This window comes from Cupriavidus sp. C3SS-1, assembly GCF_057073755.1.
The window spans coordinates 1,126,476-1,144,499 of record NZ_CP172700.1 but is presented as its reverse complement, the minus strand read 5'-3'; the positions used below and the strand labels follow the sequence as shown (position 1 = coordinate 1,144,499).

19 protein-coding genes are annotated in these 18,024 nt (G+C 64.9%); 9 read left to right on the top strand and 10 right to left on the bottom strand.

The window, feature by feature from the left end:
- Positions 1-82: 82 nt before the first annotated feature.
- Positions 83-346, bottom strand: coding sequence for a hypothetical protein (locus ACIGJC_RS21285; protein WP_483714152.1), 264 nt, complete (start codon positions 344-346; stop codon positions 83-85).
- 179 nt (positions 347-525) lie between these two features.
- Between ACIGJC_RS21285 and ACIGJC_RS21280 the strand changes: the two genes are divergently transcribed.
- From ACIGJC_RS21280 to ACIGJC_RS21265, 4 genes are read left to right on the top strand one after another with little or no spacing between them, the layout of a single operon-like run.
- Positions 526-789 (top strand): YtcA family lipoprotein, encoded by a 264-nt coding sequence (locus tag ACIGJC_RS21280; RefSeq protein WP_483714150.1) that lies wholly within the window; start codon positions 526-528, stop codon positions 787-789.
- Complete coding sequence (gene mdtN, locus ACIGJC_RS21275) at positions 786-1,835, top strand: multidrug transporter subunit MdtN (protein WP_483714148.1); 1,050 nt, start codon at positions 786-788, stop codon at positions 1,833-1,835. The genes ACIGJC_RS21280 and mdtN overlap by 4 nt, the downstream gene beginning before the upstream one ends.
- Positions 1,816-3,792, top strand: coding sequence for an FUSC family protein (locus ACIGJC_RS21270; protein WP_483714146.1), 1,977 nt, complete (start codon positions 1,816-1,818; stop codon positions 3,790-3,792). Before mdtN ends, ACIGJC_RS21270 begins: the two co-directional genes overlap by 20 nt.
- Positions 3,779-5,332 carry a TolC family protein gene (locus ACIGJC_RS21265; protein WP_483714145.1) on the top strand — a complete coding sequence of 518 codons (1,554 nt, stop codon included), beginning with the start codon at positions 3,779-3,781 and terminating at the stop codon, positions 5,330-5,332. Before ACIGJC_RS21270 ends, ACIGJC_RS21265 begins: the two co-directional genes overlap by 14 nt.
- A gap of 32 nt (positions 5,333-5,364) precedes the next feature.
- Here ACIGJC_RS21265 and ACIGJC_RS21260 read toward each other — a convergent pair whose 3' ends face one another.
- The 3 genes from ACIGJC_RS21260 to ACIGJC_RS21250 all read right to left on the bottom strand — a co-directional run bounded on the left by ACIGJC_RS21260 (position 5,365) and on the right by ACIGJC_RS21250 (position 9,252).
- Positions 5,365-6,870 (bottom strand): DASS family sodium-coupled anion symporter, encoded by a 1,506-nt coding sequence (locus ACIGJC_RS21260; protein ID WP_483714144.1) that lies wholly within the window; start codon positions 6,868-6,870, stop codon positions 5,365-5,367.
- Between the two features lie 234 nt (positions 6,871-7,104).
- Complete coding sequence (locus ACIGJC_RS21255) at positions 7,105-8,025, bottom strand: GntR family transcriptional regulator (RefSeq protein WP_483714527.1); 921 nt, start codon at positions 8,023-8,025, stop codon at positions 7,105-7,107.
- 255 nt (positions 8,026-8,280) lie between these two features.
- Entirely contained in the window at positions 8,281-9,252 is a 972-nt protein-coding gene (locus ACIGJC_RS21250) for a Bug family tripartite tricarboxylate transporter substrate binding protein (protein WP_483714143.1), read from the bottom strand.
- A 373-nt stretch (positions 9,253-9,625) separates the two neighbouring features.
- Here ACIGJC_RS21250 and ACIGJC_RS21245 point away from each other — a divergent pair, with 373 nt between their 5' ends.
- The 3 genes from ACIGJC_RS21245 to ACIGJC_RS21235 are packed head-to-tail and all read left to right on the top strand — an operon-like array spanning position 9,626 to position 10,501.
- Complete coding sequence (locus ACIGJC_RS21245; RefSeq protein WP_483714142.1) at positions 9,626-9,886, top strand: hypothetical protein; 261 nt, start codon at positions 9,626-9,628, stop codon at positions 9,884-9,886.
- A gap of 49 nt (positions 9,887-9,935) precedes the next feature.
- Entirely contained in the window at positions 9,936-10,196 is a 261-nt protein-coding gene (locus ACIGJC_RS21240) for a hypothetical protein (RefSeq protein ID WP_483714141.1), read from the top strand.
- 44 nt (positions 10,197-10,240) lie between these two features.
- Positions 10,241-10,501, top strand: coding sequence for a hypothetical protein (locus ACIGJC_RS21235; RefSeq protein ID WP_483714139.1), 261 nt, complete (start codon positions 10,241-10,243; stop codon positions 10,499-10,501).
- Positions 10,502-10,744: 243 nt separating this feature from the next.
- Here the strand turns inward: ACIGJC_RS21235 and ACIGJC_RS21230 are convergent, their stop codons facing one another.
- Complete coding sequence (locus ACIGJC_RS21230) at positions 10,745-11,203, bottom strand: hypothetical protein (RefSeq protein ID WP_483714138.1); 459 nt, start codon at positions 11,201-11,203, stop codon at positions 10,745-10,747.
- A gap of 12 nt (positions 11,204-11,215) precedes the next feature.
- Positions 11,216-11,617 carry a hypothetical protein gene (locus ACIGJC_RS21225; protein WP_483714137.1) on the bottom strand — a complete coding sequence of 134 codons (402 nt, stop codon included), beginning with the start codon at positions 11,615-11,617 and terminating at the stop codon, positions 11,216-11,218.
- A 551-nt stretch (positions 11,618-12,168) separates the two neighbouring features.
- Between ACIGJC_RS21225 and ACIGJC_RS21220 the strand changes: the two genes are divergently transcribed.
- Complete coding sequence (locus tag ACIGJC_RS21220; protein ID WP_483714136.1) at positions 12,169-13,200, top strand: transporter; 1,032 nt, start codon at positions 12,169-12,171, stop codon at positions 13,198-13,200.
- Here the strand turns inward: ACIGJC_RS21220 and ACIGJC_RS21215 are convergent.
- The 4 genes from ACIGJC_RS21215 to ACIGJC_RS21200 are packed head-to-tail and all read right to left on the bottom strand — an operon-like array spanning position 13,176 to position 16,597.
- Entirely contained in the window at positions 13,176-13,430 is a 255-nt protein-coding gene (locus ACIGJC_RS21215) for a hypothetical protein (protein WP_483714135.1), read from the bottom strand. The two genes, ACIGJC_RS21220 and ACIGJC_RS21215, sit on opposite strands and share 25 nt — an antisense overlap.
- Positions 13,427-14,398: a Bug family tripartite tricarboxylate transporter substrate binding protein gene (locus ACIGJC_RS21210; RefSeq protein WP_483714134.1), complete on the bottom strand. Its 972-nt coding sequence runs from the start codon at positions 14,396-14,398 to the stop codon at positions 13,427-13,429. The genes ACIGJC_RS21215 and ACIGJC_RS21210 overlap by 4 nt, the downstream gene beginning before the upstream one ends.
- A gap of 58 nt (positions 14,399-14,456) precedes the next feature.
- A complete protein-coding gene (locus ACIGJC_RS21205) occupies positions 14,457-15,605 on the bottom strand; it encodes a CaiB/BaiF CoA transferase family protein (protein ID WP_483714132.1) in 1,149 nt (382 codons plus the stop codon).
- Positions 15,606-15,625: 20 nt separating this feature from the next.
- Positions 15,626-16,597, bottom strand: coding sequence for a hydroxymethylglutaryl-CoA lyase (locus tag ACIGJC_RS21200; protein ID WP_483714131.1), 972 nt, complete (start codon positions 16,595-16,597; stop codon positions 15,626-15,628).
- A gap of 134 nt (positions 16,598-16,731) precedes the next feature.
- Here ACIGJC_RS21200 and ACIGJC_RS21195 point away from each other — a divergent pair, with 134 nt between their 5' ends.
- Complete coding sequence (locus ACIGJC_RS21195) at positions 16,732-17,664, top strand: LysR family transcriptional regulator (RefSeq protein WP_483714494.1); 933 nt, start codon at positions 16,732-16,734, stop codon at positions 17,662-17,664.
- Positions 17,665-18,024 lie beyond the last annotated feature (360 nt).

Here is an 18,024-nt window from a genome sequence, read left to right as displayed (position 1 = left end):
TTAACACGGCCGCCCTGGCCGCAGACGACGACGCCGGTGGCTGGCAGAACGGCAGAGAGCCGTCGCGCTGCTGCGCCGGACTTCAGATCTGGTCGAGCAGGCTGCGCACGACATCGGCGAGCCGGCCGGCCCGCTGACGGCCGTTGGCGTCAAGGTCCATCGCGCAACCACCGGCCAGCGCCTTGAGTCCGAACAGCGCGTCGCCGACATCGCGCCAGCCGGGATAGTCGGCATGCACGCGCTCCAGCGCGGCGGCGCCGGAAGCCACCCTGGCCGGCACCGGTTGCCTCCCCGCGGCGAGTTCGTCGAGGGAGTCGGCGGCATCCTGCAAGCCCTTGCGGTTCATCTGCGTCCCCAGAAAAAGGTGTGTCGTAGCCGCTGCGGTGGCGGCTGCCGCGGTCGTGGCCGCAGCAGCGACTGTAGCAGGCCGCGCGTGGCCGCGAGCATCGGTACGGCGAGCCCTGCGACTTGGACAATGCACAATCGGCGCTGCTATATTAAGGCGACGATTTCGACCCTGATTCCATGGCACGCTCGCTTGCGCTTCTGGCGCTGGCCGCATCGCTTTATGGTTGCGCCGGTGCACCGTCATTCGGATTGTTCGGCGCCTACTTCCCGCTCTGGCTGCTGAGCGCGCTGGCCGGCATCGCGGGCGCGGTCGTGTCCTACCGGATCTTCGTCGCGACAGGCTGGGCAGAGATCGTCCGCGCCCAGCTCCTGGTCAATACCGCGATCGGCCTCATCCTTGCGGAACTCGTCTGGTTACTAGGCACGGGACACTTGCTATGAAAATGGCCGGCGTACAGGGCAGTCCGAAGCGCGGCAAGCTGATTGCGCTGGCCATTGTCCTGGTGGCCGTCCTGCTCTCCGTCTACGCGTACCAGCGCACCAGCCGCTATCCGTCTTCCGACGATGCTTCGCTCGATGCCGACATGGTGCATGTGGCATCGCCGGTCGGCGGTCGTATCGCCAGGATCCACGTCACCGAGAACCAGCTCGTGGCCAAGGGGGACGTGCTGTTCGAAATCGATCCCGTGCCCTACCAACTGGTGGTGGCGCAGGCGCGGGCGGACCTTGAGCTCGCACAGGCCGCGCTGGGTACGCGCCGCCGCACGCTTTCCACCGAACGCGCCACGGCGTCGATCGCATCGGAGCAGACGCGGCGTGCCGAGCAGAACTACGCGCTGACCGCACGCACCGTCGAACGGCTGCGGCCGCTGGTGGCTGACGGCTATGTGCCCGCGCAGCAGCTCGACCAGGCCCAGGTGGCGCAGCGCGACGCCAGCGTGTCGCTGCGGCAGGCCAATACGCAGCGCGCCGCCACGGCGCAGGCCATCGGCAATGAGGACGACGCCGCCGCCACCGTGCATGCGCGCGAGGCCGCACTGGCGATCGCGCAGCGCGCGCTCGATGACACCATCGTCCGCGCCCCGCATGCCGGGCGCGTCAGCGGCCTGACCGTGCTGTCGGGCGAAGTCGTGCTGCCCAACCAGTCCCTGTTCCTGCTGGTGCATACGGGCGAATGGTTCGCGGTAGGCAATTTCCGCGAGACCTCGCTGGCCGGCATCCACGTCGGCGACTGCGCTACGGTCTACTCGATGATCGATCGCGGCCACGCCCTGCGCGGCAAGGTGGAAGGCATCGGCATCGGCATTACCGACACCGACCGCCTGAACCTGCCGCGCTCGCTACCCTACGTCCAGCCCTCAGTGAACTGGGTGCGCGTGGCCAGGCGCTTCCCGGTCCGGATCCGCCTGGAAGACCCGCCCGAGACGCTGGCCCGGGTAGCCGCGAGCGCAACCGTCGAGATCCGGCATGGCGCAGCCTGCCGCTGACAAGCTGCGCCTGGGCCTTGCCGATATCGGCGCCCTACTGGCGCCGTTCCCCGGCCGCACCGCGGCCACGACGCGCATCACCGTCGGTTGCACGCTGACCGTCCTCGTCACCAGCCTGTACGGCACGCCCGAAGCCGCCATCTCGGCCTACGTCATCTTCTTCATCAACCGGGCCGACCGCACCACGAGCATCCTCATGAGCGCGGCGGCGCTGGTTCTGGTCAGCCTGATCATCGCACTGGTAATGGGGCTCGCCGATTTCAGCATCGACGATCCGATGCGCCGCGTGGCGTGCATGGCCGTGTTGTCCGCGGCCCTGCTGTTCCTGACATCGGCCAGCAAATTGCGGCCGGTCGGCGCTATCGTCGCCATGATCATCGGCTTCGCACTCGATGAACTGGGGCTCGTGCCCGGCGGGGAGATCGCCACGCGCGCGCTGCTCTATGCCTGGCTGATGGTAGCGATCCCGATTGGCGTGAACATCGTCGTCAATTTGCTGATGGGCCCGTCGCCGCGCCGGCTGGCTACAGAACGGCTCGGCCATTGCCTGCGCGTGGCGGCAAGCGCCCTGCGCGGCAACGCGGACGCCTTGCATGCGGCCCTCCATGACGGCGTCCAGCCCGTCGCCGGATGGCTCAGGCTGGCAAAGGCCGAGGGCACGGTGAACCCGCAGGACCTGCGCGCGCTGCAACAAGCCATGGCGTCGACCATGGCAATCCTGCTGGCCGTGGACGTGGCGCGTCGGCAGCCCGGCGCGCATTTGCCGGCGGCCACCGCCGCGCCTATCGCCGACACCCTCGATGAGATGGCCCGCATGCTCGACGCCGGCGGCTATCCCGTTGACATCGGCCTGCCGCCAACGCCGCTGGACAACCTGTCGCCGGTGCAGCAGGCCGTCGTGCAAGAGCTGGTCGCCGCGACCGAAGGCTATGCCGAAGCCGGTGCGGCAGCGCCGCCGGCACCAGCCGCAGAAGCCGCGCACGGCGGCTTCCTGAGCGCCGACGCCTTCACCAACCCCGACCATGTCCGCTACGCGCTCAAGACCACCGGGGCCGCGATGTTCTGCTACCTGCTCTACCAGCAGCTCAACTGGCCCGGCATCCATACGTGCTTCATCACCTGCTATCTCGTATCGCTCGGGACCATGGCGGAGACCGTGGAAAGGCTCACGCTGCGGCTGACCGGCTGCGTGATCGGCGCGGTGATCGGCACGGCGGCGATCGTGTATGTCGTTCCCGGCCTGTCATCCGTCGGCGGCCTGCTGCTGCTCGTGTTCGCCGGGACATGGATCTCCGCATGGGTGGCGCAAGGCTCGCAGCGCATCGCCTACGCGGGCTTCCAGATCGCCTTCGCGTTCTACCTGTGCGTGGTGCAGGGCGCCGCGCCCGGCTTCGACCTGACCATCGCGCGCGACCGCGTGATCGGCGTGGTGCTGGGCAATCTCGCGGTCTATCTTGTCTTCACGCAGGTCTGGCCAGTCAGCATAGCCGGCCGCATCGAAGCCGCTCTGGCGGCACTGGTAGCGCAATGGCATGCGCTCGTCCATGCGCCGCAGCCCGCGGCTAGGCGGCAGCACGCCGCGGCCGCGCTGGCCTTGCATGATGCGATCACGCAGGACCTGATCCTCGCCCATTACGAACCGGCATCCGTCGGACAGGCACCGGAGCGGGCAGATATCCATCGTGATCGGCTGGCCACGCTCGACGCGATCTCGGGCCCCGTGTTCCTGCTAGCCGAACGACTCCCCGGCGACCCGGCGCTTGCGCAACGCCTGAACCGGCTGCAGCCAGGCGGCCCGCCTTTGGCAGCCGCTCAGCCCGGCGCAGCCATGCCCGCCGATTCTCACGATGACCTCGCCCGCCAGGCGCTGTTCGCCATCATCGACCGACGACTCGATGCCTCCCATGCCGACGCGCCAGCCTCGGCTGCCCCCAACCCGATCCATGCGCAAACCTGATTCCCTGCCCGCGCTGACCCTGTGCACGCTGGCGCTGGCGGGATGCGCCACCGCCTCGCTCGACCTGGCGCCGCCGCAGCCGGATCGTCCCTGGCAGCCGCTCACCACGGCATCTGGCGAGATCGTGCCGGGCGACGCCGGCCAGACGGCGGCCATGGCATCGGACTACACGCTGCCGGCAAACCCCGCGCTCGCTGCGGTTTCCCCACCCGCAGCGCTGGATCCGGCCCATGCCTACACGCTGCCCGAACTGATCGACCTGGCCGAGTCCACCAACCCGCTGACCCGCATCGCCTGGAACGACGCGCGCAACGCGGCACTGGCGGCCGGCATCGCCAGGGCCAGCTACCTGCCCTACATCTCGGCCGCTGCCATGGGCGGCTACCAGAACGGGCACAGCTCCACCGCGACCGCGCTGGGGCCGCTTGGCGCGGATGCGTCCAATCACGGCGCCATCTCGGTGCTGTCGCTGCAATGGCTGCTGTTCGATTTCGGCGAGCGCTCCGGCATGGTCGATGCCGCGGAGCAGCTTTCGGTGGCGGCCAACATCGCGTTCACGGCCGTGCACCAGAAGATCATCCACGACGTCAGCGTGGCGTTCTATCGCTACCAGGCCGCGCGCACGCGTGCCGGCACGGTGCAGCAGGCCGTGGACAATGCCGACGCGGTGCAAGCCGCGGCCAGGGCGCGATTCCAGCGTGGCATCGGCACCGTGGTCGAGGTCGCCCAGGCCACGCAGAACCGGGCGCAGACCAACCTGGCCATGGTGCAAGCAAAGGGCGCCGAGACCGACGCCTACCTGGCACTGGTCAATGCCGTCGGCATTTCCCCGCTGTCCCGTCCGCGCATTGCCGGGATGCCGCTGCGTCCGCTGTCGCCGGCGCTGCGCAGTTCGGTCGGGCAGATCGTCGACACCGCGATCGCGCGGCGACCCGACGTGCTGGGCGCCTATGCGGCGCAACGCGCGAGCCAGGCCAGGGTACAGGCGGCGGAGGCCGGCTTCATGCCGAAGGTCTTTCTGTCGGCATTTACGTCCTATGCCTCGGGCGGCTCGGCAATTACGGCGATACCCCCGATCGGCCAGCAACCGCCCACGGTCAACCTGAACGGCTACCGCTATGGCGCGAGCGTGTTTCTTGGCGTCACGGTCCCGATCTACGACGGCGGGCTGCGCTCCGCCGTCCTGGCTCAGGCACGCAACGATGCCGACAGCGCCTCGACCCGGCTGAGCCGCGCGAAGGATGAATCCGTGCGGCAGGTGGTGGTCAGCCAGAGCGCGCTGGAATCGAGCCTGGCCGCCTATGACGCGGCCACGGCACTGGCCGATGCGGCCCGGGTCACGTACGACGCGGCGTTCGCGGCTTACCGCAAGGGCGTGGGTTCGGTGACGGAGGCAAACCTGGCGCAGAACCAGCTGCTGCTTGCGCAGAACGCGTCGGCCGACGCCTACAGTGGTGCGCTCGCCGCCGCGGCGGCGCTGGCGCTGGCTACGGGCTCGATCGGCTCGATTCGCGATGGAGGCGCGTGGTCAGCGCGGTAGGCTCGTTAAGCGCCGACCCACCGTCGTCCCGCTTACCAATACCCCAGGATCTTCCACCAGACGCCACCCACCACGGTAAAGATGATCAGTTCGAGCACGCACATCACCGCGCCGACCCGCCACCACTGCCCCAATGTCGCATAACCGCTGCCGAAGATGATCGGCGAAGTGCCGGTGGCGTAGTGGGTCAACGTCATCATGATCGCGGAGCCCGCGGCCATCATCAGCATGAACGGCGGGACATACGGCGGTGGGATCAGGTGCGCACCGACGGTAAGGAAGGCCAGCATCATCGCGCTGATGTGGGCGGTCGTACTCGCGAACAGGTAGTGCGAAAACACGAACGCCAGCACCAGCACCGCGGCAGTCGGCAGCCAGCCCACGCCACTGGCGACGATGGCATCGCGCATGTTGTTCGAGAACCATGCAATGACGCCAAGCTTGTTGAGCTGCTCGGCAAGCATCACCAGGGCGCCAAACCAGATCAGGGTGTCCCAGGCGCTCTTTTCCGACAGCACGTCGTCCCAGTCGAGCGTGCCGGTGATGATCAACGCGAACAGGCCCAGAAAGGCGACCACGGTCGGATCGAGCGTGAAGGCTGGGCCAAAGATCATCGCCGGCACATTGGCCCACAGCACCAGCATCACGGCGAAGACCCCCATCATGACCCGCTCTTTGCCGCTTAGCGGACCCATGCGGGCGAGTTCGCCCCTGGCATAGGCGATGGCATTGGGAGTTGCCTTCAGCTCCGGCGGGCAGAGCAGGAAAATGACCAGCGGCATCAGGAACAGGCAGAGCAGGCCGGGCACCAGCATGCACAGCGCCCAGGTGGTCCAGCTCAGGTGCAGCGACTGTCCGGTGGCCTTGGCCACGTAGTCGACGACGAGCGGGTTCGGCGCGGTGGCGGTCACGAACATGGCCGAAGTGATCGGGTTGGCGTGGTAGTTGACCAGAGCCAGATAGGTGCCGACCTTGCCCTGCGTCCCCTTGGCGGGATCGGAGTCGAACGCGCCGGCGATCGAGCGCATGATGGGGTGCACGATGCCGCCGCCGCGCGCGGTGTTGCTTGGCGTGAAGGGCGCCAGCACCAGCTCGCAGATCGCCAGGCCATAGCCGATGCCGATGGTGCGCTTGCCCAGCAGCTCGATGAACATCAGGCCGATGCGGTTGCCCAGGCCCGTTTTCTTCAGCCCGCGCGAGATCAGGATCGCCACGACGATCAGCCAGATCAGCGGATTCGAGAAGCTGCTGAGCGCATCGGCGATGGCCCCCTTGGACGAGCCCGAGGTCACCTGCGCGAGCGACACGATCACGATGGCCATCATCGCCATGACGCCGATCGGCATCACCTTGAGAATGATGGCGACAATGGTGGTCAGGAAGATGGCTACCAGATCCCAGGCGTTGGCCTTCAGGCCCGCGGGCGGCGGTATCAGCAGCAGCGTGATCAGCACGATCGTACTGATGATGGCCGGCGTCAGCCGGAATGGCACCACCGACATGAAGTAGCGGTACGTCGCCACGATCTTTGCGAGCATCTGAATTTCCTCGAACAGGGCGCGCGGAGTCCATTCAGCCGAAGTCCCGCGCCAATCGACGCGCATCGCGCGCGCCTCCGCGCGCATTGCATGGTGCCCAAGCAGGGGAATCGTGACCGATGTGATTTGTCAGCAGAAGTGAATCTTTTCGATCGGAAGATGAAAAGATTGCGAGCGGCATTCGCCGGTGACGCCTGCGTCGGGCCGGTGCCCGAGCTTCAGTGCGAGTACGCCCTACCGCAGGCCAAGCGTGAATGGCAACAGCACGGCATTCACCAGGAGCAGCCCATACGTGATCTTCATAACCGGGGGCATCCGCGCGCGCGTCGCTTCGCTGCCAGCCTGAGGCGCGGCCCGCCTGCGCTTCCATACCAGGCCGGCTCCCAGGCCAAGGACAGCAAGGCCGGAGACCAGGCTTTCCACCACCAGGGGCGGCGGCCGGCGCGGGCTGCGCGGCGGGGGCGTCACCAGGGAAACCGGCACCGCGGCGACGTTGGCGTCGGGGAAGATCTCCAGCGTGGTTACCGCGGAGGCCTTGTGCGCTGTCGATATGGGATGGGTGACAGACGCCCTGCGTGCCAACGGCGCATCGGGAGCGATGGAGGCCTCGGCAACGGAGGGTTCCACCACAGCCGCGGGCGCGGAGGCCGGTGTCTCGCGCGATGCCACCTTCGCTGGCGCGGGGGGCGGCCGCGAAGCCGGCTCATGTCTTGCACTGCCCTGCGTTTGCGCGGCACCCTGCCGGGCCATGGCCGGCTTGCCCGCCGCCTGCGGCATGGCGTCGCGCTGGCGCCAGAACTGATGGAAGACACCATCCAGGCATCGCACCGAATCGCATGCATCGCGCCGGGCGCGCCATGCCGCAAGATCGGCTGGCTGGAGCTTGCCCTTCTGCAGCATCCTCTGCTGTTCCGCATAGATGCGCTCGTAGCGCTGCGACAGCATGGTGTATTCGCAGATCAGGTGGCCCTTGCGAACGCCCTGGGCGGGATGCGTTTCGCATCCCACGCCTGCGCCGTAGGGTTCCTCGCAACGCGCCCCCGGCCCGCCGACCGGGGCGTTGCACGGGATATCGGACGCACGCGCGCCCTGCACTGCCAACAAGCCCAGCAGCCCCGCCAGAATCTGGACCAGGCGCCCATTGCGTCTCACCATCGTCAGCCCTCAAAGCAGCGATGCGGACTTTTAACCGTAGTCGATGGTTTGTGGGCGCTCCAAGCTCCCATTGCCGCTTGCGTGCGGTAGGCCACTTTTCGTGACAATTGGCATCGCCTCGCTCAAGGACTACAACCGTGGCGCCGTAATCGGCCAGCACCTGAGGGCAGACCGGACCCATGATGACCGAGGTCAGGTCCAGCACGAGCGCACACGCACGCTTGCGGCGATGCGGGGCGGCGCGGGCGCCAGGTGTTACGAGCCCGCCTTGTAGTTCGTCTCCTTCATGAGCTTCTTCCAGCGCGCGGTATCGTCGGCAATGGTCCTGGCGAACTGTTCCGGCGTGCTGCCAACGGCCTCGTAGTCGATGGCGGCCAGCTTTTCCCGGATGTCGGGTTGCGCAACGATCCGGGTCACTTCCTTGCCCAGCCGCGCGACGATGTCCTTCGGCGTCCCCGCCGGGGCTAGCAGGCCTGCCCATGAACCGAAGGCCATGCCGCTGTAGCCGGCCTCCTGCATCGTCGGCACATCAGGCAGCGCGGGCGAACGCTTGTCCGCCAGCACGGCCAGCGGGCGCAGCTTGCCGGCCTTGATCATGGCCATCGAATTGAACGGATCGATGGTCATGTCCACTTCTCCGGCGACCACGGCCTGCATCTGCGGGCCGGTGCCGCGATAAGACACGCTCACCACATCCGGCGTACCGGCGGTCGCCTTGAAGCTCGCACCGATCAGCTCGATCATGCTGCTGCCCGCCGACAGGCTCAGCGGCCGGGTCTTGGACTTGGCCAGCGCGACGAATTCCTGCACGGACTTGGCCGGCACCGATGGATGCACCACCATCACAAAGCCGATATTGGAGATCAGCGAAATCGGCTCGAAGCTCTTCAGCGGGTCATAGCTGGCCTTGTAGATCAGCGGGCTGAGCGTCTGCGCGCCAGCCGTGTTGAGCAGCAAGGTATAGCCGTCCGGCGCGGCGCGCGCGACGACGTCGGTGCCGATAATGCCGTTCGCCCCGGGCCGGTTCTCCACCACCACCGATTGCCTGAGCGCCTCGCCGAGCTTCTGCGAGATCAGGCGCGCGACCACGTCTGTCGCGCCGCCCGGGGCAAACGGCACGACCATCCGGATCGGCTTGTTCGGATACGTATCGCTCCAGGCCAGTGCGGGCATTGCGCCCAGCACGGCAGCGCAGAGCATCAGGCGGCGACGGAAATTCGGCTTCATAAAGTTGTCTCCAGTGCGGCGTTGACCTGGTCGGCCACCTTGGCCAATACCAGGCGATATTCATATTTATGAATTTATTTTTACGCAGCTGAAAAGCACCGTCAATGTGGGTATCCACGGACCCTCGCCGACCGATATGTCGTCGGGGCGCAAACAGAGAGGGGAGATGTGTTGGGGATTGGCGTACAGCCACTGGCGTGGAGACCGGCATGGCCACGCGGCCATCGGCGCAATTTCTTATTTAAATTCAACCGGTTAGCTACGCATTTCGCCGCTGCGACAGCAGCTGGCACACCCCATGCGTATATGACCTCGAGCGCAACACCAGATGCTCTCTAACCCAAGCCAGACCAGCCACCCAAGGAGTTACATCATGTCCCTCACCATCCAGAACCTGCCCCTCGAACAAGACCTGGACCACGCCAAGATGGGCGCCGTGCGCGGCGGCAGCCTGTTCCTGAACAATGGCGTCAACGCGATCCTCGGCGGCGCCGGCGTGTCCTTCGCCAGCCCCAACATCATCGTGGCCCCGGTCACGCAGGTCGATGCCTCGACCCGCACCAACGTCGACCTCACCAGCATCAGCAACCTGCTCAACAACGTCGGCGGCATCGTGCAGGCCGCGCAGCACTAAATCCAGTCCCTCTCATCTCGTCGATTCCAGCCTTCTCCAGGAGACCATCATGTCCTTGACCATCCAGAACCTCTCGCTCGAACAAGACCTTGACCACGCCAAGATGGGCGCCGTGCGCGGCGGCAGCATCTTCGTGAATTCCGGCGTCAATGCCATCACCGGTGGCAGCGGCGTGTCGTTCGCCAGCCCCAATACGATCTTCGCACCTGTCACGCAGGTCGATGCATCGAGCCGCACCAGCGTCGATATGAAGAGCGTGACGAACACCATCAACAACCTGGGCGGCATGGTCGCGGCCCTGCAGCACTAATCCACACCCAGTCAGCGCAATCTCAGCCTACCCAGGAGACCATCATGTCCTTGACCATCCAGAACCTCTCGCTCGAACAAGACCTCGACCACGCCAAGATGGGCGCCGTGCGCGGCGGCAGCATCTTCGTGAACTCCGGCGTGAACGCCATCACTGGTGGCAGCGGCGTGTCGTTCGCCAGCCCGAACACGATCTTCGCGCCGGTTACCCAGGTCGATGCATCGACTCGCACCAACGTCGACATGAAGAGCGTGACGAACACCATCAACAACCTGGGCGGCATGGTCGCGGCCCTGCAGCACTGAGCGGCGACGGGCGGCAGAGCGAGCGGGGCCGCCCCGCCCGTTCTGCCGCCACTACCCGCGCTCCCGCGTGGCTTCCGGACGCCCTCCCCCTTTTCCGGCCAGTAGCAGACGTGCCCGAATCAGCGACAGAGGCGTGCCGCATGATCGCCGTGGCCGACGTCCGAGGGTGCCTCAGACCTACTGGTGGCTCTGGACAATGCGCTCGCCGGCCGATGGCTCCCATCCGGGAGATGGCTTCTGACGTTACGGCTCCCAGCCGTATTTCTGCATAGCAATCTCCCTCAGGCGCACAAAGCGATTGGAGTCCGGTAGACGACTTCTGGCATTCGCCGCGGTGGCGCGGCGCAGCCAAAACTCGACGCTCGCGTGGATGATCGGGGCGTAAGGATCCCCGTCATACTCGTCCAGCATCTCCGTGAGGTAAAGCATCGCCAGGGCTTGCGGCGTAAATTTCCCTCCACCTCCAACAATGAGGCACATCAACCGCTGGCGAATCTCGTCGGTCATTAGGAGACCGTAGTACTTCCAGAGGAGATCGGCTGCCTGCGCGCAACGTCGCGAGGTGACATACGCGCGAAGACAGTTACCCAGGCTGCCCATGACATTGCCAGCCCGTACTGTGAGCGACTGCTGGACAATTGGGTAACGCTTCCAGGTGTGCTCTCCTGAATCGGGAGGGCTATGTGTAACTACGTCCTTCATCGCAACGCTCCCTCAGCGCGATATGATGTTTTCAATAAAGCTTAACGAGAGGCGGGAGGCTTGATCCACTACAAGCAAGAAACCGATAGCTGCACGCATCGATTCTGGAGAGGCAATGCATGTTCGACAGGGCACCTCAGCGCACGAGGACTCAAAATACCGGTTTGAAATCATTCCTATCCAGCGGCCGACTGGGCAGGAATAAACAGCATGGACTCCAGAGTTGCGCAGCCGCAAAGCCGCTCCGATCGCGGCATCAAACTGATCCTTGGTCACCTCGGGAACAAGGTTTCGTTCCAGGAATGCCTGCCCGATGCCATGCAGGCGCTGGTGCACCACCAATTCCGCAGCGATCAGCAGAGGCACCGCCACGAGAAAGCGAAGGTGAACCTCCATGTCCATCAGGAATGGCACTCCCCCGTCCTTGCCCAGGAGGCTTCCATCCACGGCACAAAGCAATAGAAGCGGAAGCCAGGCAAAGAGGGAGATGACGAGGACGCGTTGGCGCACGTGGAGCAATGCATCGTCCGATAAGTGTGCTTGACGCAAAAGCTGATAAAGAGGCCCACCCAGAACCCCGGGCGCTGCTCATGTCGGTTCCCCAATCATTTCGACTCAGCCTCGGAGCGCTGCGAAGCACCCGCTATCCCGTCATGGGCGTGCGCCGAGCAGGTACATAGCTGTATCCCTGCCGACCCGAGCATGCCGTATGAATATATTGATATCAATGCTCCGACGGTGCCTCTTGATAAGGAGCAACTCCCCAAGCAATTGCGTTATGACATGCTGAGACTTGAAGGTACCCGAAGGGCGGAGTGTTGCAGCGGGAGCATCACTACGCATAACCGATGACCATCTTGGGCGCAACAACGTTGGAGTCAATCTGGTTGCGGCAGCGCAATAAAGCCGCTCTCAGGAGCGCGGTTGAATGGGGCTTTCCGAAGGGGAAATGAGGTCTCCAGAACATGATCGAGCACATTCGGGAAGCACCCCTTTCGGCCTCAGCCATAATCATGTGTAGGATCAATGGGAAAGAAGGCATGGTCATGCCAGCACTTTGGCTTACCTTTACCTCGTGGTTCTGGCTCGCTCCCTGGGCTCTGACGGTCGCCCACGCGCAGGAGTTGGAACCTCGCGCTTATTCCGCCTTGCCTGTTGGCGCCAACTTTCTCGCAGCCAACTATTCGTTGCTGACTGGCGATGTGCTGACCGACCCGTCCCTGCCTATCTCGGATGTGCGAGCCCGAATATCCATCTATGGGACCGGCTACGTGCACGCGTTTGACCTCTTTGGGCGAACGGCATCGATTGGCGTTTTCATGCCGTTTGCGAACGCCGATGTCAGTGGAAACGTGTTCGACGCACCGAACTCGGTCCATCGAGCGGGAATTGGCGACGCCCGCATGCGACTGGCCGTGAATTTCTTGGGCGGCTCCGCGCTGAAGCCGGCCGATTTCCTGAAAAGGACACCCGCTACCACGCTCGGTGGAAGCGTGACAGTCATTGCACCAACCGGGAAATTCAATGCGAACCGCCTAATCAACATCGGTGCCAATCGTTGGGCCGTCAAGCCGGAGATCGGGTTGTCGCAGCCCTTGCGCAACTGGTTTGCAGAGGTTTCCGCGGGCGCGTGGCTCTTCAGCGACAACCCAGATTTCCTCGGCAGCAACCGCCGTTCACAATCGCCCCTCTGGGTATTCCAGTTGCACGGCGGCTATCAGTTTCGGCCCGCGTTCTGGATTGCGAGCGATGTTGGCTTCTACACCGGCGGCAACACCTCGGTGAATGGCATCGCCAACGCCGACCGACAGCAGAACGCACGTTATGGCATCACGCTGTCGGTGCCAATGGCGGCGGGCTGGTCGGCCAAGCTTGGCGCGTCAAAGGGATTCATGACCCGGGCGGGGGGCGACTACAAGGCGCTCACGCTGACGCTCCAATACCAGTGGTTAGATCCAATACCCGCGTGTGCTCAGCCAGGCTCTGGCGGCAGGTGATACAAGTGGTTGGGCACGGACTTGTACCGTTCCGCCTCGATGCGCTCGGCCAGTCGTTTGCGCGCCGCCGCACGCTCCCAGTCATAGGCTGCATGCGCGTACAGGTGGCGCTTTGCCGCGCGTAGCGCTCCCGGTGAGGCGTTGGTTACGATGCCGTTTGCAAGCGCAACAATGGATGGCGTGAGTTCGCCGAGTTGGTAGACGGGCATGTTTTCGATGGGACGGATCATTCGACCTTCACATTGGCCTTCTTCACGAGGCCAGCGTAACGGTTTGCTTCGGCACGGAAGTACTGGGCCGCGGCCTCGGGCGACCCGGGCTTGACGACGGTTGCCTGCTTCTTCAGAGCGTCCACCACCTCGGGGCTGGAAAACGCTGTGGCAAACGCATCGTGTACGCGTTTCACGTCAGCGGGCTTCATGCCGGCGGGACCGATGACCGCGAACCAGCCTTCGACGCGGTAGCCGGGCAGCCCCTGCTCGGCGATGGTGGGCACGTCTGGCGCCACCGGCGAGCGCGCTTCCCCACACAGGCCAATGGCACGCAAGGTGCCAGCCTTCAGGTAGGGCAACGCCGCATTGAGCGCGACAACCCCCATGTCCACCTGGCCGCCCAGGAGATCGGTCACCATCGGGCCGGTGCCCTTGTAGGGGATGTGATTAGCCTTGACGCCCGCTTCGCTGAGGAACATCTCGCCGGCAAGATGGATGATGGTGCCGTTACCGGACGATGCATAATTGTAGGCATCCGGCTTTGCCTTGAGCAGCGCGACCAGTTCCTTGACGTTCTTCGCAGGGACCTTCGGATTGACCACCAGCACGAGCTGCGTGGCGCCAAGCACGCTGATGGGAGTCACGTCCTTGATCGGGTCAAAGGGCATCGACTTGTACACGCTGGGATTGATCACGTGATTGTTCGAGACCAGTCCCAGCGTCGTCCCGTCAGGCTGTGCCTTGACCACAGCGGCGGCGCCGGTAATGCCACCCGCGCCAGGCAGGTTCTCGATCACCACGGGTTGGCCCATGGCCTTGCCCAGAGCCGGGCCTGCGGTGCGAGCGATGGCATCGACGCCGGAGCCCGCGCTGATCGGCAGGATCAGCCGCACCGGCTTGCCGCTTTGGGCCAGCGCAGGTAGCGCGCTACAGAGGAGGAAGGCAGTGGCCGCAGCCACGGCCCTCCAGCGGGGGCGTGCATTCATGGTTGTCTCCGTCATGCATTGTTATAGGAACTACTGTGAGGGGACCAGACCGACGCGTTCAGGCTGGCCATGCGAGGCGTCCGAGCACTTCCTCGTTGTGCTCGCCGGGCTTGGGCAACGGATGCCTGACGCCAGGGCGCCTGCCGCCCATCAGCAGCGGCAGCAAGACCGTGGGAGCGATCGAGCCATCGTCGACCTGCATTGGCACCAGGCCGCCGCTTTCCATCAGGTGCGGATCGTCGAGCAACTGGTCCGGGCGCACGATCGGCGCATAGGGAATGCCGGCGGCTTCGAGCTGGGGCATCAACGCTCCTGCGCGATGGTGTTGAAGGATTGTTCCCAGTTCTTCCAGCAATTGCGGCCGTACGGCCACGCGCGAGGCGTTGTCGCGATATTCGGGTCGCTCGGTCAACTGCGGGTGGCCCAGCACTTGGCAAAGCGTGACGAATTGCTTGTCGCTGACCGCGCCAATAAAGAGCTGCTCGCCGTCAGCAAGCGTGAACACGTCGTAGACGCTCCAGGCCGATATGCGCGACGGCATCGGCGGCGGCGCCTCGCCCGTCATCGCGAACTGCTGCATGTGCTGTGACGCCAGGAACACGCAGTTCTCGAACAACGCGCTCTGGATTTCCTGTCCACGGCCCGTACGGTCGCGCTCTCGCAGGGCCGCCAGGACGCCGATGGCCCCGAACATGCCGCCCATGATGTCGTTGACCGAGGAGCCCGCACGCAGCGGCCGGCCCTTCGGCCCGGTCATGTATGACAAGCCGCCCATCATCTGCACCACTTCGTCCAGCGCCAGGCGCTTTTCGTACGGGCCGGGCAGGAAGCCCTTGTGCGAGACATAGATCAGGTGCGGGTACTTCGCGGACAGCGTCGCGAAGTCGAGGCCGAGCTTTTCCATCAGCCCGGGACGGAAGTTCTCCACCAGCACGTCGCACTGGCCGGCGAGTTCGGCGGCTGCGACGGCCCCCTCCCGGGTCGTGATGTCCAGCACCACGCTCTTCTTGTTGCGGTTGAACGCGCGGAAGAAGCCAATGCCCAGGCCGGGAAGATTGCGGGTCTTGTCGCCGCCCGGCGGCTCGACCTTTATGACCTCGGCGCCGAGGTCGGCCAGGATCATGCCGCAAGTGGGTCCCATCACCATATGGGTGAATTCGACGACGCGAATGCCGGCCAGTGGCAGCGATGTGTTCTCTTGTTGCATGGTTTGGTCCATGGTGTCGATCAGGCCGCCGCGAGGCGGGTGCTGGCAGCGAACGTTCGGGGCAATCCGGCGCGCCATAGGGTGCCGTGCAGTATTTCCCCGGCCAGCCAGCCTTGGACCTGCTGGCGCAGCGCGAGCAGCGCGCCGATATCGATGCCGGTCTCGATGCCCATGCTGGCCAGCATGTAGGCCAGGTCTTCGGTCGTGACGTTGCCGCTGGCGCCGGGAGCGTGCGGGCAGCCGCCAATGCCGGCCAGGCAGGCGTCAAAGCGCGTGACGCCCGTTTCCATCGCCGCCAGCACGTTGGCCAGACCCAGGCCGCGCGTGTCATGGAAGTGGCCGCACCAGAAGCGGTCGCCGGCCAGCACGATGGCGCGCTCGAACAGTTCGCGCACCATGCGAGGATCGGCATAACCCACCGTGTCGGCAAGGCTCACGCGATCGGCACCAGCATCGAGTAACGCCTGCATCAACCGCAGCACTTCATCAGGTTCCACGCGACCTTGAAGCGTGCAGCCGAAGGCCGTGCCCACTCCGCCTTCGATCAGCGTCCTGGCGCCGGCGGCATCGCGCGCCGCACGGATGCGCGCCACCTCGGCCACCACGTCGTCGGGCGTCTTGCGCAAATTGGCCAGGCTATGCGCGTGGCTGGCGGACAGCGGCACGATCATCAGGTCGGCGCCGCTGGCAATGGCCCTCTGCGCCCCGCGCAAGTTGGGCACCAGCACCGAGACAAAGAGCCCCGGCAGCGTCCGGGCATACGCCACCAGCTCGGTGGTATCGGCCAGTTGCGGCAGCAGCTTTGCCGGCACGAACGAGCCAACCTCGATTTCGCGCTGGCCAGCGGCGTGCGCGGCACGTATCCACGCCTTCTTCTGTTCAGTGGGGATGATGGTCCGGATGCTCTGCAGCCCGTCGCGCAGCCCGACTTCACGGATTACGGCACGCGCGGGACAGATGGCCGGATGGGGAACGTCAGGGAAAGCGGTCATAGCTTGTGATAGCGGCATGGCGCCAGAAGGGTCAGGCAATACCGGAAACTCTATTTCGTTCCGAAAACGATATGAAGCGATCTTTTACCACCCTTGTCGTTCCATATCGGAATGTCTCATCTTACAATCCGAGCATGAGAGATCTCGACCTGACTACCCTTCGGCTGTTTGTCGCCGTGTGCGAAACCCAGAACATCGCGCGCGCCGGCGAACAACAGCACATCGTGGCGTCGGCCATCAGCAAACGGCTGGCGCAACTGGAAGAGACCGTGGGCGCAAGCCTTCTGGACCGCCGCCGTCGCGGCGTGGTGCCCACCGCCGCCGGCGAAATTGTGCTGACTCACGCACGCGCCATGCTAGCTGCGGCGGATCGCGTCGCACGCGACATGGCCGACTTCGGCTCCGGCATTCGAGGCCAGGTGCGATTGCTCGCTACCGTGTCGTCGATGGCCGAGTCGTTGCCGGACGACATCGCGGCGTTTCTGCAGATCGCCGGTCATGAGGATGTCGGCGTGACGATCGAGGAAAGCCTGAGTATTGACGTCGTCAGGTCGCTGCGCGAAGGCTCGGCGCTAATTGCCGTTTGCTGGGATGCAGCCGACCTGGAGGGGTTTCAGACGCGCCCATATCGATCTGACCATCTGGCGGCAATCGTGCATGGTTCACATCCCCTGGCACAGTTCGACGACTGCGAGTTCGCGCAGACGCTGGACTTCAAGCATATCGGCATGCCGGCGCAGACTGCCGTGCAGACCATGCTGAACCGGCACGCCGCCATTCTCGGTCGCCGCATCGACTACCGGGCAGTTGTATCGACGTTCGACGCTGCGTTGCGCTGCGTGCGCGCGGACCTTGGGCTAGCCATCCTCCCCCGGGAGATCGCGGCGCCGGTTGCGCAGGCGCTGGGCATTCGCGCCATCCCCCTACGCGACGACTGGGCACGACGCCGCTTCACGATCTGCTCGCGCGACTTCGATGCGCTGTCGCCGGTCGGCAAGTTACTGGTCGATTTTCTGCAAGTCCGTGCCGCGCCCCGCACAAGCGAGAAACAGCCTGCGCTTTCCTAAAGCACCTTTGGTATGGATGGCGCCATCGCTCCGACTCTAGTACAACCCCGACCAGCCGTCCGGTCCGACGGCCGATTTTTCTCAAGAAGGATTGAGAGCCGCCGAACTCCAATGCCTGCCCCTGGCCTGGAAAGGTGAGCCAACGTCGGGGTTCGGCCAGGAAACCCTCGTCGATAGTTCATCGAGACATTCACATGTCAGCTCCAGTCTGAAAGCCGACGCCTGCTGAGCCGCCCCGGCAGTTTGGCTTGTCATACAATCAAAACATGGCATGCTTGCCTGCTCCACTTGGCTGAGCCACGGAAGATATAAAGCACAGACCCAATACTGATGCACTACCAGTCCGCGCTCCCTTCACAA

Excerpts from the sequence above, each read along its gene's own strand:
- ACIGJC_RS21285 (WP_483714152.1), bottom strand. The coding sequence starts at position 346 with ATGAACCGCAAGGGCTTGCAGGATGCCGCCGACTCCCTCGACGAACTC.
- ACIGJC_RS21280 (WP_483714150.1), top strand. The coding sequence starts at position 526 with ATGGCACGCTCGCTTGCGCTTCTGGCGCTGGCCGCATCGCTTTATGGT.
- mdtN (WP_483714148.1), top strand. The coding sequence starts at position 786 with ATGAAAATGGCCGGCGTACAGGGCAGTCCGAAGCGCGGCAAGCTGATT.
- ACIGJC_RS21270 (WP_483714146.1), top strand. The coding sequence starts at position 1,816 with ATGGCGCAGCCTGCCGCTGACAAGCTGCGCCTGGGCCTTGCCGATATC.
- ACIGJC_RS21265 (WP_483714145.1), top strand. The coding sequence starts at position 3,779 with ATGCGCAAACCTGATTCCCTGCCCGCGCTGACCCTGTGCACGCTGGCG.
- ACIGJC_RS21260 (WP_483714144.1), bottom strand. The coding sequence starts at position 6,870 with ATGCTCGCAAAGATCGTGGCGACGTACCGCTACTTCATGTCGGTGGTG.
- ACIGJC_RS21255 (WP_483714527.1), bottom strand. The coding sequence starts at position 8,025 with ATGGTGAGACGCAATGGGCGCCTGGTCCAGATTCTGGCGGGGCTGCTG.
- ACIGJC_RS21250 (WP_483714143.1), bottom strand. The coding sequence starts at position 9,252 with ATGAAGCCGAATTTCCGTCGCCGCCTGATGCTCTGCGCTGCCGTGCTG.
- ACIGJC_RS21245 (WP_483714142.1), top strand. The coding sequence starts at position 9,626 with ATGTCCCTCACCATCCAGAACCTGCCCCTCGAACAAGACCTGGACCAC.
- ACIGJC_RS21240 (WP_483714141.1), top strand. The coding sequence starts at position 9,936 with ATGTCCTTGACCATCCAGAACCTCTCGCTCGAACAAGACCTTGACCAC.
- ACIGJC_RS21235 (WP_483714139.1), top strand. The coding sequence starts at position 10,241 with ATGTCCTTGACCATCCAGAACCTCTCGCTCGAACAAGACCTCGACCAC.
- ACIGJC_RS21230 (WP_483714138.1), bottom strand. The coding sequence starts at position 11,203 with ATGAAGGACGTAGTTACACATAGCCCTCCCGATTCAGGAGAGCACACC.
- ACIGJC_RS21220 (WP_483714136.1), top strand. The coding sequence starts at position 12,169 with ATGATCGAGCACATTCGGGAAGCACCCCTTTCGGCCTCAGCCATAATC.
- ACIGJC_RS21215 (WP_483714135.1), bottom strand. The coding sequence starts at position 13,430 with ATGATCCGTCCCATCGAAAACATGCCCGTCTACCAACTCGGCGAACTC.
- ACIGJC_RS21210 (WP_483714134.1), bottom strand. The coding sequence starts at position 14,398 with ATGAATGCACGCCCCCGCTGGAGGGCCGTGGCTGCGGCCACTGCCTTC.
- ACIGJC_RS21205 (WP_483714132.1), bottom strand. The coding sequence starts at position 15,605 with ATGCAACAAGAGAACACATCGCTGCCACTGGCCGGCATTCGCGTCGTC.
- ACIGJC_RS21200 (WP_483714131.1), bottom strand. The coding sequence starts at position 16,597 with ATGACCGCTTTCCCTGACGTTCCCCATCCGGCCATCTGTCCCGCGCGT.
- ACIGJC_RS21195 (WP_483714494.1), top strand. The coding sequence starts at position 16,732 with ATGAGAGATCTCGACCTGACTACCCTTCGGCTGTTTGTCGCCGTGTGC.